This window comes from Marinitenerispora sediminis, from assembly GCF_003336425.1.
GTDB classification, from domain to species: domain Bacteria; phylum Actinomycetota; class Actinomycetes; order Streptosporangiales; family Streptosporangiaceae; genus Marinitenerispora; species Marinitenerispora sediminis.
Genome location: NZ_QEIO01000034.1, coordinates 1 through 17,874 on the forward strand (window position 1 = coordinate 1; position 17,874 = coordinate 17,874).

The 17,874-nt window shown below is 73.7% G+C and carries 18 protein-coding genes and 3 tRNA genes; 15 read left to right on the forward strand and 6 right to left on the reverse strand.

Annotation, left to right across the window (positions count from 1 at the left end; all coding sequences use genetic code 11):
* Positions 1–377: 377 nt before the first annotated feature.
* The 3 genes from DEF28_RS09055 to DEF28_RS09065 form a co-directional block, all read right to left on the reverse strand.
* Positions 378–1,331 carry an alpha/beta fold hydrolase gene (locus tag DEF28_RS09055; protein WP_114396699.1) on the reverse strand — a complete coding sequence of 318 codons (954 nt, stop codon included), beginning with the start codon at positions 1,329–1,331 and terminating at the stop codon, positions 378–380.
* On the reverse strand, positions 1,324–1,821 hold the full coding sequence (locus DEF28_RS09060; RefSeq protein WP_233515193.1) for a hypothetical protein: 498 nt from the start codon (positions 1,819–1,821) through the stop codon (positions 1,324–1,326). Before DEF28_RS09060 ends, DEF28_RS09055 begins: the two co-directional genes overlap by 8 nt.
* Before the next feature lie 157 nt (positions 1,822–1,978).
* Positions 1,979–2,329 (reverse strand): antibiotic biosynthesis monooxygenase family protein, encoded by a 351-nt coding sequence (locus DEF28_RS09065; RefSeq protein WP_114396697.1) that lies wholly within the window; start codon positions 2,327–2,329, stop codon positions 1,979–1,981.
* Positions 2,330–2,585: 256 nt separating this feature from the next.
* On the opposite strand from DEF28_RS09065, the gene DEF28_RS09070 reads away from it, so the two are divergent.
* The 6 genes from DEF28_RS09070 (at position 2,586) to DEF28_RS09095 (ending at position 6,855) form a co-directional block, all read left to right on the forward strand.
* Complete coding sequence (locus tag DEF28_RS09070) at positions 2,586–3,395, forward strand: fumarylacetoacetate hydrolase family protein (RefSeq protein ID WP_114396696.1); 810 nt, start codon at positions 2,586–2,588, stop codon at positions 3,393–3,395.
* Positions 3,396–3,601: 206 nt separating this feature from the next.
* On the forward strand, positions 3,602–5,035 hold the full coding sequence (gene gltX / locus DEF28_RS09075; RefSeq protein WP_114396701.1) for a glutamate--tRNA ligase: 1,434 nt from the start codon (positions 3,602–3,604) through the stop codon (positions 5,033–5,035).
* 127 nt (positions 5,036–5,162) lie between these two features.
* A tRNA-Gln gene (locus tag DEF28_RS09080) sits at positions 5,163–5,234 on the forward strand.
* Between the two features lie 66 nt (positions 5,235–5,300).
* A tRNA-Glu gene (locus DEF28_RS09085) sits at positions 5,301–5,373 on the forward strand.
* Between the two features lie 124 nt (positions 5,374–5,497).
* Positions 5,498–5,573, forward strand: a tRNA-Glu gene (locus DEF28_RS09090).
* 175 nt (positions 5,574–5,748) lie between these two features.
* Complete coding sequence (locus DEF28_RS09095) at positions 5,749–6,855, forward strand: PQQ-dependent sugar dehydrogenase (RefSeq protein ID WP_233515194.1); 1,107 nt, start codon at positions 5,749–5,751, stop codon at positions 6,853–6,855.
* A 185-nt stretch (positions 6,856–7,040) separates the two neighbouring features.
* Here the strand turns inward: DEF28_RS09095 and DEF28_RS09100 are convergent, their stop codons facing one another.
* Positions 7,041–7,727, reverse strand: a complete 687-nt coding sequence (locus tag DEF28_RS09100) for an IclR family transcriptional regulator (RefSeq protein WP_114396700.1) — start codon at positions 7,725–7,727, stop codon at positions 7,041–7,043.
* A gap of 196 nt (positions 7,728–7,923) precedes the next feature.
* Between DEF28_RS09100 and leuC the strand changes: the two genes are divergently transcribed.
* The 4 genes from leuC (at position 7,924) to DEF28_RS09120 (ending at position 10,552) form a co-directional block, all read left to right on the forward strand.
* The gene (gene leuC, locus DEF28_RS09105) at positions 7,924–9,321 is read left to right on the forward strand and encodes a 3-isopropylmalate dehydratase large subunit (protein ID WP_114396694.1); all 1,398 of its coding nucleotides are present in this window, start codon (positions 7,924–7,926) and stop codon (positions 9,319–9,321) included.
* Between the two features lie 53 nt (positions 9,322–9,374).
* Positions 9,375–9,965, forward strand: a complete 591-nt coding sequence (leuD, locus tag DEF28_RS09110; RefSeq protein WP_114396693.1) for a 3-isopropylmalate dehydratase small subunit — start codon at positions 9,375–9,377, stop codon at positions 9,963–9,965.
* Positions 9,944–10,192, forward strand: a complete 249-nt coding sequence (locus DEF28_RS29185) for an SCO5555 family protein (RefSeq protein WP_449405543.1) — start codon at positions 9,944–9,946, stop codon at positions 10,190–10,192. The genes leuD and DEF28_RS29185 overlap by 22 nt, the downstream gene beginning before the upstream one ends.
* A 78-nt stretch (positions 10,193–10,270) precedes the next feature.
* Positions 10,271–10,552 (forward strand): HU family DNA-binding protein, encoded by a 282-nt coding sequence (locus tag DEF28_RS09120; RefSeq protein WP_114396692.1) that lies wholly within the window; start codon positions 10,271–10,273, stop codon positions 10,550–10,552.
* 81 nt (positions 10,553–10,633) lie between these two features.
* Here DEF28_RS09120 and cofC read toward each other — a convergent pair whose 3' ends face one another.
* Positions 10,634–11,281, reverse strand: a complete 648-nt coding sequence (gene cofC, locus DEF28_RS09125; RefSeq protein ID WP_181874224.1) for a 2-phospho-L-lactate guanylyltransferase — start codon at positions 11,279–11,281, stop codon at positions 10,634–10,636.
* A gap of 225 nt (positions 11,282–11,506) precedes the next feature.
* Here cofC and DEF28_RS09130 point away from each other — a divergent pair, with 225 nt between their 5' ends.
* From DEF28_RS09130 to DEF28_RS09145, 4 genes are all read left to right on the forward strand, one after another.
* On the forward strand, positions 11,507–12,289 hold the full coding sequence (locus DEF28_RS09130) for a lysophospholipid acyltransferase family protein (protein WP_114396690.1): 783 nt from the start codon (positions 11,507–11,509) through the stop codon (positions 12,287–12,289).
* A 28-nt stretch (positions 12,290–12,317) separates the two neighbouring features.
* On the forward strand, positions 12,318–13,328 hold the full coding sequence (locus tag DEF28_RS09135) for an NAD(P)H-dependent glycerol-3-phosphate dehydrogenase (RefSeq protein WP_114396689.1): 1,011 nt from the start codon (positions 12,318–12,320) through the stop codon (positions 13,326–13,328).
* Between the two features lie 178 nt (positions 13,329–13,506).
* Complete coding sequence (locus DEF28_RS09140; protein WP_114396688.1) at positions 13,507–14,718, forward strand: trans-sulfuration enzyme family protein; 1,212 nt, start codon at positions 13,507–13,509, stop codon at positions 14,716–14,718.
* A gap of 80 nt (positions 14,719–14,798) precedes the next feature.
* Entirely contained in the window at positions 14,799–15,914 is a 1,116-nt protein-coding gene (locus tag DEF28_RS09145; protein ID WP_114396687.1) for a D-alanine--D-alanine ligase family protein, read from the forward strand.
* Positions 15,915–16,056: 142 nt separating this feature from the next.
* Here the strand turns inward: DEF28_RS09145 and DEF28_RS09150 are convergent, their stop codons facing one another.
* The gene (locus DEF28_RS09150; RefSeq protein ID WP_114396686.1) at positions 16,057–16,845 is read right to left on the reverse strand and encodes an EI24 domain-containing protein; all 789 of its coding nucleotides are present in this window, start codon (positions 16,843–16,845) and stop codon (positions 16,057–16,059) included.
* A 268-nt stretch (positions 16,846–17,113) separates the two neighbouring features.
* Here DEF28_RS09150 and DEF28_RS09155 point away from each other — a divergent pair, with 268 nt between their 5' ends.
* Positions 17,114–17,803 carry an L-2-amino-thiazoline-4-carboxylic acid hydrolase gene (locus DEF28_RS09155; protein WP_114396685.1) on the forward strand — a complete coding sequence of 230 codons (690 nt, stop codon included), beginning with the start codon at positions 17,114–17,116 and terminating at the stop codon, positions 17,801–17,803.
* The last annotated feature ends 71 nt before the right edge of the window (positions 17,804–17,874 follow it).

Consider the following 17,874-nt stretch of genomic DNA (forward strand, 5'->3'; position numbering starts at 1 on the left):
GGCATCGCGAGCGGGCTGGCGGCCGTGAGGGGGAGGCGGAGGGTTCGCCCGCCGGAACGCCACTGGTGGAGTTGGCGGCGTTCGCCAGCCACTCACCGGACGGGACCCCTCCGACGGCCAGCAGGACGACCCCCGCCGAGACGGCCGCCAGCCCGCTCGCGATGCCGGGGCGGATCCGGCGGCGCCGACGGTGCGCGGGGCGGTATCGCCGTCGGGGGTCCGACTCGGGGGTGGGCAATGCGGGGTCCTTTCCAGGTCGACGGGAGGGTGCCCAGCATCCCAGATGCCGCTCGCGCGCGGCGAAGTGCGCTGGGGGCGGGGCCGGCGACGGGGAGCGGCCCACTGCTCAGGCTATCGGCCCGCGCCTGCTATGTCCGTTATGCCGGTTTAGTGGGTCGGGTGGCCGCGGGTCCCGCCTCCGCCGGAGCTCCGGCGAGGAAGCCGGTGACGATCTCGGCGACCCGGTCCGGCTGCTCGACCGCCATGGCGTGGCTGGCGCCGGCGAGCGGAGCGACGCGCAGCAGGGGGTTGCGCTGTGCGGCGGCCGCGGCGTACTCGGCGACACCGGCACGGTAGGCGGCGTAGAGGGCGTGGAACTCCCGCTGCTCCGGCAGATCCTCGGTCGCCAGGACGAGGAGCAGCGGGCAGCGCGCGTCCAGGTAGGCCGGGAGCGGGTCGAAGGCCTGCTGGGCGGCGCGCAGCTGGCCGAGCGTGTCGGCCCGGGGGCGGAGGAACGTGGCCGTGCCGTCCGTCACCAGGTTGCGCTCGAAGCCCTCCAGTGCGACCTCCTCGGCGATTCCGTAATGCGCCGCCATCGCCCGCTGCCCGGCCCGGGCCGCGTCCAGGCGTTCGGCGCTCAACGGCTCGGCCATCGCCGCGGCCATGGCCGAGAACGTCCGGTCGAGGCGGTCGAGCTCTCGGGCCGCCTCCGCCGCCTCCAGGCCCGGCACCTGCTCCGGCCGGGTGGGGGTCGGGTTGCCGTCCAGGCTGACCGCTCCGGGGCATTCGGGATGGCGCTGCGCCCACAGGGCGGCGAGCATTCCGCCCAGCGACACCCCCACCACGGCCGGGGCGTCCAGTGCGAGTTCCTCGGTCACGGCGGCCAGGTCCGCCAGCACCTCCTCCCACTCCCACGGGCCGTCGCCGGACCGGCCGTGCCCGCGTAGGTCCGCGGCGACCACGCGGTGCCGGGTCCGCAGCGCCTCGGCCAGCGGGGCCACGGTCGCGAGGTTGCCGCCCGAGCCGTGCAGGAGCAGCAGCGACCGGCCCGGGCCTCCGAAGTCGCGGACGGCGACGGGCACGCCCGCTGATCCGATTAGTACGTCACGCATGTCTGGTATGTCCTTCCTGGCGGAGGCGGTCGCGGATGGCGGTCGGCAGCACGCCGCCCTCGGGATGGCGGGGGAGCCGGCCGCGCGCGACGAGGTCGTGCACGCCCTGCCGGGTGATCCCGAGCATCGCGCCGGCGACCGGGTAGGAGACCCGCTCCGCGGTCGGATGCCCCACCCGCCAGGCGACGACCCGCCCCATCGGGGTGCGCCACCAGTCGGTCGGCGGGTCGAACGGGCCGTCGCCCGGGTACAGCGTGGCGACCGCCCGCATGATCAGCCCGATGGCGACCCGGTCGTCGGCTTCGAGCATGTCGCGTGCCCAGGCCGCCGCCCGGATCCGGACCGCCGTGCGGACGCCGTCGACCATGGCGGCGTCCTCCAGCAGGATCTCCAGCGGGTCGAGCAGCCGGGCACCGATCAGGTGGACGAGCTGGTCCTGGAGTTGCGCCGTGGTGGGCAGCATGGGCACGCCCCCTTTCTTGACGTACATCGTCAAGTGCTTGACGCGCTGTGTCAAGGTAACGGCCGCCCATGCCTCACCGGACCGGCGGCGCGCCGGAAACGGCCGACCGGCCTCCGGAGCCGATGCTCCCGAGGCCGGTCGCCGGTCGCCGGGGCCGGGGCGCGTCTCGGACGCGCCCAGGCGGTCACTTCGCGGTGACGTGCTCCACCACTTCGAAGCCCCACAGCTCGGAGCCGGTGGCGGCCGGGCCGCCGTGCCCGTGCCCATGGCCGTGCCCGGAGGCCGCGGCCTCGTCGGCGGCCTGGGCGTGACCGCGGCCGAACGCCTCGCTCCGCAGCCAGTTCTGGAAGGACTCCTCGTCCGCCCAGCGGGTGTACACCAGGTACTTGTCGGTCCCCTCGACCGGCCGGAGCAGCTGGAACTCCTCGAACCCCGGCTGGTTCTCCACCAGGCCGGCCCGGTTGGCGAACCGCTGCTCCAGGGTCTCGCCGGCCCCTTCGGGGACGGTCAGGACGTTGAACTTGACGATGCTCATGGCGCCATTGTCGTCCACCGGCGTCCGGGTCCGTCATGGGCCTCGCCGCGGGCCTGCCGCGACCCGCCGGCCCTGGCGGCGGCCTCCGGCGCGGCGGCCACCGTGCTCCTCCCGCCGTCCCGTCCCCAGGCTCCGCGGCGCCTCCGCGGCTCGGCGCCGGAGCCGTCCGGCGTGCCCGTGGGCGGCAGGCGGGGCGCCCGCGCCGCCTCGCTAACCTCGGGGGAGGACAACCGCAGGTACAAGAGGTAGGACAGCCGTGCGCATCGCGAGATTTTCGGTCGAGGACGAGGTCGCCTACGGGCTCGTCGACACCGACGACACCGGCCAGCAGTTCGTGTCCCGGCTCACCGGGCACCCGCTGCTGGGGACCATCAAGATCACCGGCGAGCCCGTCCGGCTGGAGGACGTTCGGCTGCTCTCCCCGGTGCTGCCGAGCAAGGTCGTGTGCATCGGCAAGAACTACGCCGACCACGTGGCCGAGATGAAGGACGTCACGGGCGGCGGCAGCGACGCGCTTCCGGAGGAGCCGGTGGTGTTCCTCAAGCCCTCCACCTCGGTGGCGGGGCCGGGCGACCCGATCTTCTACCCGCGGCTCTCGGAGCGGGTGGACTTCGAGGGGGAGCTGGCGATCGTCGTCGGCCGGATCGCCCGCGAGGTACCGCGTGAGCGGGCCGCGGAGGTGGTCTTCGGCTACACGGTGGCCAACGACGTCACGGCCCGGGACCTGCAGAAGCGCGACAAGCAGTGGACGCGCGGCAAGGGCTTCGACTCGTTCTGCCCGATCGGCCCGTGGATCGAGACCGGCCTGTCCCTGGAGGAGGCCGCCGACCTGCGGATCACCACGCACGTCGACGGGGAGCTCCGCCAGGACGACCGCACGTCCCGCCTGATCCACGACATCCCCGCGCTGATCTCCTACATCACCGAGTTCATGACCCTGCTGCCCGGCGACGTGGTGCTCACCGGCACCCCCGCCGGCGTCGGCCCCCTGGAGGTCGGCCAGCGGGTGACCGTGGCGGTCGAGGGCGTCGGGGAGCTGACCAACCAGGTGGTCACCCGGGACTGACGTCCACCCGGGGGCCGGTACCGCTTCCGGGGGCGGTACCGGGCCCCTCGGTGCGGTGCGGTGCGGTGCGGTGCGGCCGTCCGGCCGGACCAGTCCGGCCGGCCACCGGGCGCACCGTCGGCCGCTGCCGGCGTCCTCCCCGCGGCCGCCGCCCCTGGACTGCGGCGACGCCGGACCCCGGTCGCGCGGCCCAGTAGGCTTTGGACGTGGCTGACAATCCCATTCGCACCCGATTCGCTCCGTCCCCGACCGGCATGTTCCACGTCGGCGGTGCGCGCTCCGCGCTGTTCAACTGGGCTCTCGCGCGCCAGCAACCCGAGGGCAGGCTCGTGCTGCGCGTCGAGGACACCGACGCCGCGCGCAACCGGCCCGAGTGGACCGAGGGGATCATCCGCGCGCTGGCGTGGCTCGGGATCAGCGAGGCCGACCCGCACTTCGAGGGCCCCTACTTCCAGTCGGCCTACGCGGCCAAGCACCGCGAGACCAGCGAGCGGCTGTACAAGGACGGCCGCGCGTACTTCTGCGACTGCACCCGCGAGCAGGTGCAGGAGCGGCGCGGCAACCCGCACCTGGGCTACGACGGGTTCTGCCGCGACCGCGGTCTGGAGCCGGCACCGGGGCGGGCGCTGCGGTTCCGGGTGCCCGAGGGCGGTCCCACGGTGGTGGACGACCAGATCCGCGGCCGGGTGGAGTTCGAGCACAGCGCGATCGAGGACTTCGTGATCGCGCGCGGTGACGGGTCGCCGCTGTTCGTGCTGGCCAACGTGGTCGACGACATCGAGATGCGCATCACCCACGTCATCCGGGGCGAGGAGCACCTGTCCAACACCCCCAAGCAGCAGCTGCTGTGGGAGGCGCTGGGGCAGACGCCGCCGGTCTGGGCGCACCTGCCGGTCATCGTCAACGAGAAGCGGCAGAAGCTCTCCAAGCGCCGGGACAAGGTGGCGCTGGAGTCCTACCAGGACGAGGGCTACCTGCCCGAGGCCATGGTCAACTACCTGATGCTGCTCGGCTGGGCGCCGGGCGGCGACCGGGAGATCATGCCCTGGGCGGAGATGGAGCCGCTGTTCCGCGTCTCCGACGTCAACAGCTCCAGCGCGTTCTTCGACGAGAAGAAGCTGCGCGCGTTCAACGGCGAGTACATCCGGGCGCTCCCGGTCGAGGAGTTCGCGGAGCGCTGCCGGCCGTGGCTGCGTCCGGAGACCGCGCCGTGGCCGGCGGAGAACTTCGACCCCGAGGTGTTCGCGGCGGTGGCCCCGCTCGCGCAGAGCCGCATCGCGGTGCTGAGCGAGATCGTGCCCAACGTCGACTTCCTGTTCCTGGACCGGCCGGTCGAGGACCCGCAGAGCTGGAGCAAGGCCATGAAGCCCGGCGTGGGGCGCGAGATGCTCGCCGCCGCGCTGGCGCGGTTCGACGACCCTGCCCTGCCCTGGGAGGCGGCGGCGCTCAAGACCGCCCTGGAGGAGGTCGGTGCCGCGCAGGGGCTCAAGCTGGGCAAGGCGCAGGCCCCGGTGCGGGTGGCGGTCACCGGGCGCACGGTGGGGCTGCCGCTGTTCGAGTCGCTGGAGCTGCTGGGGCGGGACCGCGTCCTGGACCGGCTGCGCGACGCGCTCGCGAAGCTGGACGCCGCCGAGGAATGACGGGTGGCGGGGCGGTCCCGTGCCGCCGTGCCGCCCCGCAATCCGTTCGCGAGCACTCTGGATGTCCGCTAAAGTAATTCCTGCGCCGAGGGGAGCAGGCCCGACAGGGCAGGCCCTCCAAGAGCACTGGGGTATGGTGTAATCGGCAGCACGACTGATTCTGGTTCAGTTAGTCTAGGTTCGAGTCCTGGTACCCCAGCTGGTGGGATCTCCTTCGGGAACTCACCGGAGCCGGTCACCGGCTCGTCCGCATCACGCGGTCCAGGCCCCCGTCGTCTAGCGGCCTAGGACGCCGCCCTCTCAAGGCGGTAACGGCGGTTCAAATCCGCTCGGGGGTACGCAACAGGGAGATGCTCCCACTCCGGTGGGAGCTTTTTTCTGGCACGGAGTCGGCTCCGGTCGGCTGCAACCGGGACGAAGTCCCCATCAGAATCCGATAGGGTGAGTCCCACGGTAGTACGGGCCCCCGTCGTCTAGCGGCCCAGGACGCCGCCCTCTCAAGGCGGTAACGGCGGTTCAAATCCGCTCGGGGGTACCAGCACGAGGCCCGCATCAGCAGATGCGGGCCTCGTTCGTCGTTATCGCCGCAGGGCACCGGAGGGAAGCCTGCCGGTGAGGGGGAGCGGCCACTTTCGGTACGCGTCCCGCGGATGTGTATGAAACCGCGCTCCGGTGGGCATGGCGATACCCACCACCGAGTGCGGGGAGAGCCGATGCGTCACCCGAGATGGCTCAGCGTGCTGGGCGGCGTCGTCCTCGTGCTCGGGGTGGGATGCGCGGCCACTCCGCCCGCCGAGCAGGCGCGGACCGGGGCGACGGGCGGCGCGGAGAGCACCGCCGCGGCGCCGGCCGAGCCCGAGGACGTCGCCACCGGGCTTGAGGTGCCCTGGGCCCTGGGCTTCCTGCCCGACGGCAGCGCCCTGGCCACCGAGCGCGACACCGCCCGGATCGTGCGCATCGACCGGGACGGCACGGTCACCGAGGCCGGCGAGGTCCCCGGGGTCGAGCCGCGGGGCGAGGGCGGGCTGCTGGGCATCGCCGTGTCCCCCGACTACGAGCGCGACAGGCTGGTCTACGCCTACCTGACCTCCGCGACCGACAACCGCATCGTCCGCATGACCTACCACCCCGCCGCGGGGCTGGGCACCCCCGAGACGGTCGCGGAGGGCATCCCGAGGGCCGACTTCCACAACGGCGGCCGGATCGCCTTCGGCCCCGACGGCCTGCTCTACGCGGGAACCGGTGACGCCGGTACCCGCCAACTGGCCCAGGACGTCGACTCGACGGCCGGAAAGATCCTGCGGATGACGCCCGAGGGCGACGTGCCCGACGACAACCCGTTCGGCAACCTGGTGTACAGCTACGGGCACCGCAACGTGCAGGGCCTGGCCTGGCACGGCGACACCCTGCTGGCCACCGAGTTCGGCCAGAACGCCTACGACGAGGTCAACGTCATCCGGCCCGGCGGCAACTACGGCTGGCCCGAGGTCGAGGGCGTCGGCGACCGCGACGGGTTCGTGGACCCGGTCGTCACCTGGCGGACCGCCGAGGCGTCACCGAGCGGTGCCGCCGTGGCCGGCGGCTCGCTGTGGGTCGCCGCGCTGCGGGGCGAGCGCCTGTGGCGGGTGCCGCTGACCGGTGACCCCGCCCGGCCGGTGGGTGAGCCGGAGGCGCTGTTCACCGGCGAGTTCGGGCGGCTGCGCGACGTGGTCACCGAGCCGGGCGGAACCGGGATCTGGCTGACCACCAGCAACCGTGACAGCCGCGGCACCCCGCACGACGGGGACGACCGCGTCCTGCGCGTCGCACTCGGGGAGTGAGTCCGGGGACGCGGCCGCCGAAGCGGCCGGGCCGCCCGCCCCCCAGCCGTGCGGGGCCGTGCGCCGAGCCGGCCCCGGAGGGCGCGGCGCCGACCGCACCGCGGCGGCTCCCGCGACGGGCTCGGGGGTGCCCAGGGCGGCGCGCGGCGGGCCCGGGCAGCACGGAGCGGGCCCCGGCCGACGGCCTAGCCGTTGCCCTCGTGGTTGTGCAGGGCCTCGCTGATCCGCTCGGCGGCGGCGATGACGGCCTGGGCGTGCAGCCGGCCGGGGGAGCGGGTCAGGCGCTCGATGGGGCCTGAGACCGACACCGCCGCGATCACCCGGCCGCCCGGGCCAGCGATCGGCGCCGAGACCGACGCCACCCCCTGCTCGCGCTCGCCGACGCTCTGCGCCCAGCGGCGGCGGCGCACCTGGGTGAGCGTGGCGGCGGTGAAGTGCGCCCCGCGCAGCGCGCGCCGGATGCGGTCGGAGTCCTCCCAGGCGAGCAGCACCTGTGCGGCGGAGCCGGCGTTCATCGGGAGCTCGCTGCCGACCGGGACGGTGTCGCGCAGGCCGCTGGCGCGTTCGGCGGCGGCGACGCAGACCCGGGCGTCGCCCTGCCGGCGGTAGAGCTGCGCGCTCTCCTGGGTGAGGTCGCGCAGCTGGAGCAGCACCGGGTTGGCGATGGCGAGCAGCCGGTCCTCCCCGGTGGCGACGGACAGCTCTCCCAGGCGCGGGCCCAGCACGAACCGGCCCTGGCTGTCGCGCGCGACCATGCGGTGCCGCTCCAGGGCCACCGCGAGCCGGTGCGCGGTGGGCCGGGCGAGCCCGGTGATCTGCACGAGCTGGGCGAGCGACGCGGGCCCCGACTCCAGGGCGTCCAGCACCGACATCGTCTTGTCCAGCACACCAACGCCGCTGGATGGGCTAGAGTTGTCCATGGCTTGATATTGCCGTCTCGCTATTTGGAATGCAAGTCGGCCCGGCCCGCACGGGCCGGCCTGCGTGCGGCGGACCTCCGGCGGCCGTTCCGCGGTCGCGCAGTGGCGAGAAGCTCCGAGAACCCCGAGACGCGAGGAGGCGTCCCACATGGCTCGCACGATGGCCGAGAAGGTCTGGGAGGAGCACGTCGTCCGGCGTGCCGAGGGCGAACCCGACCTGCTCTACATCGACCTGCACCTCGTGCACGAGGTCACCAGCCCGCAGGCCTTCGAGGGACTGCGGCTCGCCGACCGCGCGGTGCGCCGTCCCGACCTCACCATCGCCACCGAGGACCACAACGTCCCGACCGAGAACATCCTGCTGCCCATCGCCGACCCGGTCTCGCGCACCCAGATCGAGACGCTGCGCAAGAACGCCTCCGACTTCGGGGTCCGCCTGCACCCGATGGGCGACATCGAGCAGGGCATCGTGCACGTCGTCGGCCCGCAGCTCGGCCTGACCCAGCCGGGCATGACGATCGTGTGCGGCGACAGCCACACGAGCACGCACGGCGCCTTCGGGGCGCTCGCGTTCGGTATCGGCACCAGCCAGGTCGAGCACGTCCTCGCCACCCAGACGCTGCCGATGACCCCCTTCAAGACCATGGCGGTCACCGTCAACGGCACGCTGCCCTCCGGTGTCACGTCCAAGGACGTCATCCTCGCCGTCATCGCCAGGATCGGCACCGGCGGCGGCCAGGGGTACGTGATCGAGTACCGCGGCGAGGCCATCCGGCAGCTCTCGATGGAGGCCCGGATGACGATCTGCAACATGTCGATCGAAGCCGGCGCGCGCGCCGGGATGATCGCGCCGGACGAGACCACCTTCGACTACATCAAGGGCCGTCCGCACGCGCCCACCGGCGCCGACTGGGACGCCGCGGTCGAGCACTGGAGGAGCCTGCGCACCGACGACGAGGCGGTCTTCGACGCCGAGGTCGTGCTCGACGCCGCCGAGCTCAGCCCGTTCGTCACCTGGGGAACCAACCCCGGGCAGGGGCTGCCGTTGGACGCCTCCGTACCGGACCCGGCCGACTTCGCCGACCCCACCGAGCGCGCCGCCGCGGAGAAGGCGCTCGCCTACATGGACCTGGCGCCCGGCGTCCGGCTGCGCGACGTCCGGGTGGACACCGTCTTCCTGGGCTCGTGCACCAACGGCCGCATCGAGGACCTGCGCTCCGCGGCCGAGGTGATCCGCGGGCGCAGGGTCGCTGACGGCGTCCGCATGCTCGTGGTGCCCGGGTCGATGCGGGTCAAGGAGCAGGCCGCCGCGGAGGGACTCGACGAGGTGTTCCGCGCGGCCGGCGCCGAGTGGCGCGAGGCGGGCTGCTCGATGTGCCTGGGCATGAACCCCGACCAGCTCAAGCCGGGGGAGCGCAGCGCCTCCACCTCCAACCGCAACTTCGAGGGCCGGCAGGGCAAGGGCGGCCGCACCCACCTGGTGTCGCCGCTGGTCGCCGCCGCGACCGCCGTGCGCGGCACGCTGTCCTCCCCCGCCGACCTGTAGCGCGCGGCCGGCCGTACCCACCACAGGCAACCAAGGGAGCGTAGGAACCGCCCATGGAGAAGTTCACCGTCCACACCGGCCGCGCCGTGCCGCTGCGCCACAGCAACGTGGACACCGACCAGATCATCCCCGCCGTCTACCTGAAGCGGGTGGCCCGCACTGGCTTCGAGGACGGCCTGTTCGCCGCCTGGCGGGCCGCCGACCCCGACTTCGTCCTCAACCGGCCGGAGTACGCCGGCGGCACCGTCCTGGTCGCCGGCCCGGACTTCGGTACCGGCTCCTCCCGCGAGCACGCGGTGTGGGCGCTGCAGGACTACGGCTTCAAGGCGGTCATCGCCCCGCGCTTCGCCGACATCTTCCGCGGCAACTCGCTCAAGGGCGGCCTGCTCACCGTGCTGCTCCCGCAGGACGTCGTCGAGCGGCTGTGGGCCCTGGTCGAGGCTGACCCCTCGACCGAGGTCACGGTGGACCTGGTGGCCCGCGAGGTCCGCGCGCCGGGAGTCACCGAGCCGTTCGAGCTGGACGACTACACGCGCTGGCGGCTGATGGAGGGGCTGGACGACATCGCCCTGACGCTGCGGCACACCGACGCCATCGCTGACTACGAGACCCGACGCAAGCCGTGGCTCCCGGTGACGCAATAGGGCCGGATCGCCCGGAGCAGCCGGAATTTTACCTGGATTTGGCACGGCGGCTCCGGGAGGCGCATCGCCGTGCCAACGCGCTCCCGGATGCTGTCCGGATTCCGGTAATCCGTAGGCTTTTGACGGTCACCGAAGCGGTGAAGCGGGACCCCCTCCGGGCCTCCGAACGGCTCGATCGGATGCTCCAGGACCTCCCTCCGGGGCCCGAAGGGCCCTCGACACGCTGATTTCTCAGGCGTTTGTATTTGTATCGAGGGCCTGACGTCCCCTAATTTCGTGCGAGCAAGGGGGAACCGGAGGAACCAATGAACAAGCGTGACCTGATTGACGCGATCTCCGACCGGTTGGGGGACAAGAAAACCGCCACCGAAGCAGTGAACGCTGTGTTGGAGACCGTGCAGCGCACCGTCGCCAAGGGCGAGAAGGTGGCCATCACTGGGTTCGGCGTCTTCGAGAAGTCCGAGCGCGCCGCCCGTACCGCCCGCAACCCGGCCACCGGGGCCACCATCGACGTTCCGGCGAGCTTCGTCCCGAAGTTCCGCGCCGGCGCCGACTTCAAGGCCCTGGTGAACGGCGAGAAGAAGTAACCTCGCACCGCGTACGCTGCCCGGGCCGCCGTCGGCTGCCCGGGCAGCGGTGCGTCCGGCCCCGCGCCCGGCGGGCCGCCGTCACAGCGACAGGCGGGCCAGCAGCTTCGCGGTGTGCGGGCCGACCCCGAGGCGGGCGGCCTCCCGGAGGTCGCTGAGCGTGTCGACGTCCCGGCGGGCTCCGGGGACGTCGACGAGGTCGATCTCCGCGGCGCCGCCGGCGCGGTGCCGCTCGCGCGAGCGCCCCTCGAAGGCCGGGCGGAACTCCCCCCCGGACGCGGCGGCGTAGAGCGTCGTGCCGACACCGGGCGCGTCGGCGAGGAACGCGTGCTCGTGGCGCGCGGCCGCGGCCAGCACCCGGTCGAGCTCCGCCGGCCGCAGGGCCGGCAGGTCCGCGGACAGCGCACACACCCCGGATCCGGGGTGGAGCCCGGCGGCCACCGCGGCGCCGTGCCGCAGCGCCGGGTTCAGACCGGCGTCGGGCTCGTCGGCGACCGGGCGCGCCCCGAGGTCGGCGAGCGCTCCGGCGGCGAGCGGGTCGTCGGTGACCACGATCACCTCGATCACCCGGGGGCACTCGACGGCGGCCATGACCGTGTCGGACGCGACCGCCAGGGCCAGCTCCGCCCGGTGCCGGCCCACGGACGGCGCGAGCCGCGACTTGGCGGCGGTGAGGCGCTTCACCGGGATCACCAGCGACCAGCGCTGGTCGTCCTCGACTCCGGTCACCGGCCCTCCGCTCGCCCTCTCCACCGCGCGGGTACCCGGCGCGTCCCGGCGCTCCCGCCGTCCGTCCCACCCCGCCGGCGGCTCCGGGTGCCCGCGGTGACGCCTCCGAGCCGGTGGGACTGCCTAGACTGGAGCGGTCGTGCGCGGCCGGGTATTCCCCCGAGGACCGCGCCGGCGCACCCGCCGTCCCCCACCGCCACGCCAGCGCCATGCGAAGGAGCCGCCATGAAACGCCGGGAATCGCCGTGGGTGAAGGCGATGGCCATCGCCGTCGTCCGTCCCATCATGGCAGCGGTCACCCGGCGCGAGTGGAGCGGCCAGCAGCACATCCCGCGCGAAGGCGGTGTGATCCTCGCCGCGAACCACCTCTCGATGTCGGACCCGCTGACGGTGGCGCACTTCGTCTACGTCGCCGGCCGCCGCTGGCCCACCTTCACGGCGAAGGAGGGCGTCTTCCGGATCCCCGTCGTCGGCGCCGTGGCCCGCAAGACGGGGCAGATCCCGGTCTCCCGCGGCAGCGCCGACGCGGTGAAGGCGCTGCGCGAGGCCGAACGGGCGCTCGTCGAGGACGGCGCGTCCGTCATCTTCTACCCGGAGGGCACCTGCACCCGCGACCCCGACCTGTGGCCCATGGCCGCCAAGACGGGGGTGGCGCGGCTCGCGCTGTCCACCGGGGTCCCGGTCGTCCCGATCGCCCACTGGGGCGAGCAGCACCTGATGCCCTACGGGACGAGCAAGGTGCGGCTGTTCCCGCGCAAGCGGGTCCAGATGGTCGCCGGACCGCCGGTGGACCTCGCGAAGTACCGCGAGCAGCCGATGACCGCGACCGTGCTGCGGGCGGCCACCGCCGACATCATGGCCGCCATCACCGGCCTGCAGGCCGAGCTGCGCGGCGAGGAGCCGCCCGCCGAGATCTACGATCCCAAGCAGGCCCGCCGGGCGCGGCTGGACCCGGCGGAGGGCGCCGGCGCGGAGCGGACCGGCGACGACGACACGGCGCGCGCGTGACCGCGCGGCCGCGCACGGAGAGGACGAGATGACCAAGGTCGCGGTGCTGGGCAGCGGCTCGTGGGGGACCGCGTTCGCCAACGTGGTGGCCGACGCGGGGGTGGCCGAGGTGACGCTGTGGGCGCGCCGGGCCGAGGTGGCCGAGGCGATCGGCCGGGAGCACGCCAACCCCGAGTACTTCCCCGGGATCGGGCTGAACCCCCGCCTGGCGGCCACCACCGACGCCGCCGCCGCGGTCGAGGGGGCGGGGTTCGTGGTCGTCGCCGTGCCGTCGCAGACGCTGCGCGCCAACCTCACCGCGTGGCGGCCGCACATCCCGCGCGACGCCGTGATCGTCAGCCTGATGAAGGGCATCGAGCTCGGCACGTCGCGGCGGATGAGCGAGGTCATCGTCGAGACGCTGGAACTGCCGGCCGACCAGGTGGCGGTCGTCTCGGGCCCCAACCTGGCCCGGGAGATCGCCGAGCGCCAGCCGGCCACTGCCGTCGTCGCCTCCCCGCACGAGGCCACGGCGGTGCGGCTGCAGGAGATCTGCCGGGCGCCCTACTTCCGCCCCTACACCAACACCGACATGATCGGAGTGGAGCTCGGCGGTGCGGTGAAGAACGTCATCGCGCTGGCCGTGGGGGTCGCCGTCGGCATGGGCTTCGGCGACAACGCCAAGGCGTCGCTCATCACCCGCGGGCTCGCCGAGACGGTGCGGCTGGCCGTGGCGCTCGGCGCCGACGAGCACACCCTCGCGGGCCTCGCCGGCATGGGCGACCTGGTGGCCACGTGCAGCTCCCCGCTGTCGCGCAACCGCACCTTCGGCGAGCGGCTCGGCGCCGGCAGGACCCTGAGCGAGGTCATCGCCGAGACCAGCCAGACGGCCGAGGGCGTCAAGTCCTCGGAGTCCGTCCTCGCGCTCGCCCGCGCCAACGGCGTGGACATGCCGATCACGGAGGCCGTCGTCGCCATGATGCACGGCGACCTGCCGCCGGCCGAGGCGCTGCTGGGCTTCATGGCGCGCAGCGCCAAACCGGAGCGGTACGGCGTCTGACCCGGCGGCGCGAGCGGGCCGTACCGTGCCCCGCCGGCCCGCCGGCCCGCCGCGAGCCGGCGCCCACCTGCGACGGGACCCGCGTGCGGGCTCCGCCCGGCCGGTGCGTACCGTGGAAGGCGGCCGCGCCGGCGGGAGCCGGCGCCGACGTCGAACGGGAAGCGGGGAAGCGGGAAGCATGGTCCAACGTCCGGGAGAGAACACGCGCGCGGCTCGGCTGCCGGTGCCGGACGCGCCGGTGGGCCGCCCGGTGCGGCTGCCGGTGCACCGCAGCACGACCTACGCGTTCGAGACCTCCCAGGAGTACGCGGAAGTCCTGGACGGGATCCGGCCGGGCTACTCCTACGCCCGGATCGACAACCCGACCACCGAGGCGTTCGCGCACGCCGTCGCCGCGCTGGAGGGCGACCGGCTCGACCACGCCGTGCGCGGCCAGGCGTTCGCCTCGGGGATGGCGGCCATCAGCACGACGCTGCTCGCCCTCACCCGGGCCGGTGCGCACGTGGTCGCGGCGCGCTCGATCTACGGCAACACCTACTCGCTGCTCGACGGGCTGCTCCGCCGGTTCGGCGTGACCACCGACTTCGTCGACATCACCGACCTCGCCGCGATCCGGGCCGCGCTGCGCCCGGAGACCGCGCTCGTCTTCACCGAGACGCTGTCCAACCCCACCATGACCGTGAGCGACCTGCCGGCGCTGGCCGGACTCGCCCGGGAGGCCGGAGTCCTGCTGGTCGTGGACTCCACGTTCGCCTCGCCGGCCGTCTGCCGGCCGCTGGAGCACGGCGCCGATGTCGTGCTGCACTCGGCCACCAAGTACCTCGGCGGGCACAGCGACGCCACCGGGGGCGTCGTCGTCGCCCGCGACGAGCTCATCGGCGCGATCCGGTCGGCGCGGGTGGACCTGGGACCGTGCCTGGCCGCCGACGAGGCCTTCCTGCTGCACCGCGGGCTGGAGACGCTGCCGCTGCGCGTGGCGCGGCAGTGCGCGACCGCGACCGAGTTCGCCGCCGCCGTCGCCCGGCACCCGGCCGTGGAGCGGGTGGACCACCCGGGCCTGCCGGAGCACCCGGGGCACGCGCTCGCCGGCCGGCTGTTCGACGCCGGGCGGTTCGGCGCGGTCGTGACCGTGACTCCGCGCGGCGGCCGGGACGCGGGCATGGCCCTGGCCGACCGGGTGCGGGTCGCCACCATCGCCGCGTCGCTGGGCGGGACGCACACGCTGGCCGGCCATGTCGGCTCCACCACGCACCGGCAGATGACCGACGAGGCCCTGCGGGCCGCCGGAATCGGCCCGGCCGCGGTGCGCTTCTCGATCGGCGTCGAGGACCCGGCGGACCTGATCGCCGACGTGCTGGGGGCCCTCGACACGCTCGACGGCCGACCGTGACGAACGCCTATATTCGGGACGGCCGGGCCCGGCAGTTCCTGGTTCCGGTTCGGGTCGACGGCGAGATAGGGTCAGGCACCATGGCCGAGCAGCGCAAGATACGGGTCGCCGTGGTATTCGGCGGGCGGAGTTCCGAGCACGAGATCTCCTGCGTCACCGCGGGGAGTGTGCTCTCCGTGATCGACGCGGACCGCTACGAGGTCGTCCCCGTCGGGATCACCCGTGACGGCGACTGGGTGCTGGCCTCCGGTGATCCGCGGCGGCTGGCGATCACCGACGGACGGCTGCCCGAGGTCGCCGGGGACGGAGCGTCCCTCGCGCTGCCCTTCTCCGGCGGGTCCGGCTTCCTGGTGGTCAGCCCCGAGCGCGTGCCGCAGGCCATCGGCGAGGTCGACGTCGTCCTGCCGCTGCTGCACGGCCCGTTCGGTGAGGACGGCACCCTCCAGGGGCTCCTGGAGATGATGGGCGCCCGCTACGCCGGCTCGGGCGTCTTCGCGAGCGCCGCATCCATGGACAAGGTGTTCATGAAGGTGCTGCTCGCCGGGCAGGGGATCAAGGTCGGACCGTACGTGGCGGTCAGCGACCGCGAGTGGCGGCGCGAGCGCAAGCGGATCCTCGACGACGTCGCCGAACTCGGCGGCGTGGTCTTCGTCAAGCCCGCCCGCGCCGGTTCCAGCATCGGCATCAGCCGGGTGCCCGACGCCGCCGACGCCGAGGCGGTGACCGCCGCGATCGAGGCGGCCCGCGCGCACGACCCCAAGGTCATCGTCGAGGCGGGCATCTCCGGCCGCGAGATCGAGTGCGGCGTCCTGGAGTCCCTGGACGGCGGCGCCCCCGACGTGTCCCTCCCGGCGGAGATCCACGTCGCCGAGGGGTTCGACTTCTACGACTTCGAGGCCAAGTACCTCTCCAGCAGCAGGCTGACGATCCCGGCCGAGCTCCCCACGGAGGTCACGGAGCGCATCCGCGGCCTCGCCGCCGCGTCCTTCGAGGCCATGGGCTGCGAGGGGCTGGCCCGGGTGGACTTCTTCTACGGCGACGACGGCGAGGTCTACGTCAACGAGATCAACACGCTGCCCGGCTTCACGCCGGCGTCGGCCTTCCCGCAGATGTGGGCGGCCAGCGGGCTGGACTACCCGGCACTGGTCGACCGGCTGATCCAGACCGCCCTGCGGCGTTCACCGGGGCTGCGCTAGCGCGCGGGAGCACGCGCGGCCCGGTGGGCGGCCGCCATGGACGGCCCCCGCCGGGTCCCCCGATCGGCGGCTCGGTGCGCGTTCGCCGCGGACGTCCATCCGCCGTGCTCCGGGTCCGCGATCCGCTGGCGAGCGTGCCGCCTCACCTGTTCCCCGTGCTCGGCGCGGGAGACCCGGCCGGCACGCCCAGCAGCTGCCGTGCCAGTACGGTCCCTCCCGCCGTGGCCGCGGGGAAGACGAGGACGGCGACGAACGGGATGGCGAGCAGCAGGTAGGCCGGCACCGAGAAGCCGAGCGAGCGCAACCGGTAGTGCGCCATGTGGGCGCGGCGGTCGCTCAGCCGGCGCAGGCCGCGGCGGTCGAAGGCGGCGCCGACCAGTTCGACGCACAGGATCCAGCCGCCGAACAGCGCCGAGAGCACCGGGATCACGGTCTGCCCGACCACCGGGATGAAGCCGGCCGCGAACAGCACGATGCCGACCAGCGCGGAGACCAGGATCAGGGCCAGCGACTGCCGGATGGCGCGCAGCACCGAGCTGACCACCGGCTCCTCCACGGCCGGCGGCGCGTGGCCGAGCTCCTCCTCGACGTCCTCGGCGATCTTGTCGTACAGGGGGAAGCCGAGCGCCAGCGTGATGCCGGTGAAGCCGACCACCATGACGAGCACGAGACCCGCGACGAGGGCGATCCCGAAGGCCACCCGCAGGGTGGTGCGCCAGACCTCGTCCCAGTTGTCGGCGAACGGGGTCATCCAGGCGACGAGGTCGGCGGCGTTCGTGATCAGCAGCACCAGCGCGACCACGAAGAGCACCGAGGTGACGAGCGGCGGGATCGCGCCGAGCACGAACAGCTTCGGGCGGCGCAGGATGAGGCTGAACCCCTGGAGGAGCGCGCCGGCGCCGGTGAGGACTTCGCGTACAGGATTGGTCACGACGCGACCTTATCGCCGGTTCGCGGGGTTTCGAGCAGGTCCGTCATGCGAGCGGGGGCCCCGGACCCCCGCCGAGCCTCGCTGGCGGGGACGCGGCGGGCCATGCGCGTGCTAAGGTGCCCGGGTCAATATCAGTTGAGGTTCATCAGCGCCAGGTTGGTGGTGGAGTGCGCTGGTCCACCCGCATGGTCGCGGGCAGGGCCGGCCGCGTCCCCGCGACGTCGCGTCCCTGCCTCGGGACCGTACGTCTTCCGGAAGGACGCCCACCATGACCACCACCGACGTGTTCGACCACGGCGACGGCGGCTATCAGCCTGACCCGGACCGCGAGACCACGCTCCTCCTCGACGCCTTCTTCGACCACCTCGCCGGGACGGTGCGCGCCCGCGCCCTCGCCGGCGACCTGGTCCCCCGGATGCGCGCCCGGCACGCCGAATTGGTCGCCGCGAACGCACACCGGGTCGTGGACGAGCCGGCCCGCCACAACCTGCGGCTGACCCTCGCGCTGGTCGCCGCCTACGAGCTCCTCCGGCCGGTTATGGGCCGCGCCGATGCCGTGGAGGAGGTGCGGGAGGCGCTCGTCGAGCCGATGGGCGACGAGCTGCGCGCGGGCACCCGGGCCGTGCTGGACGCGGCGCCCGACCCCTTCGCGGCCATGGTCGCCATCTCGCGGTCGCGGGAGGAGCACGCCTTCGGCGCGGGCTTCACCTTCGAGCGGGAGGTCGGCGAGGACCGCTACCTGCTGAGCGTCGGCCGGTGCTTCTACCACGACGTGCTGGCGGCCAACTCCGCGGCCGAGCTCACCCCGGTGATGTGCGCGTTCGACGCCAACTGGATCGAGGAGATCGATCCGCGGCGCCATGGCTTCCGGTTCGAACGCGCCACCACCATCGGCCTGGGCGGGACCCACTGCCCGTTCCACTTCCGGCGCACCGGCGCCGCGCCCGAGGCCGGCTAGCCCCGTCCGCACCGGCGGCCCGGGCGGGCGTGGCGCGGCGGGCCGCCGGCGTCGCGCGGCCCGTTCGGGCC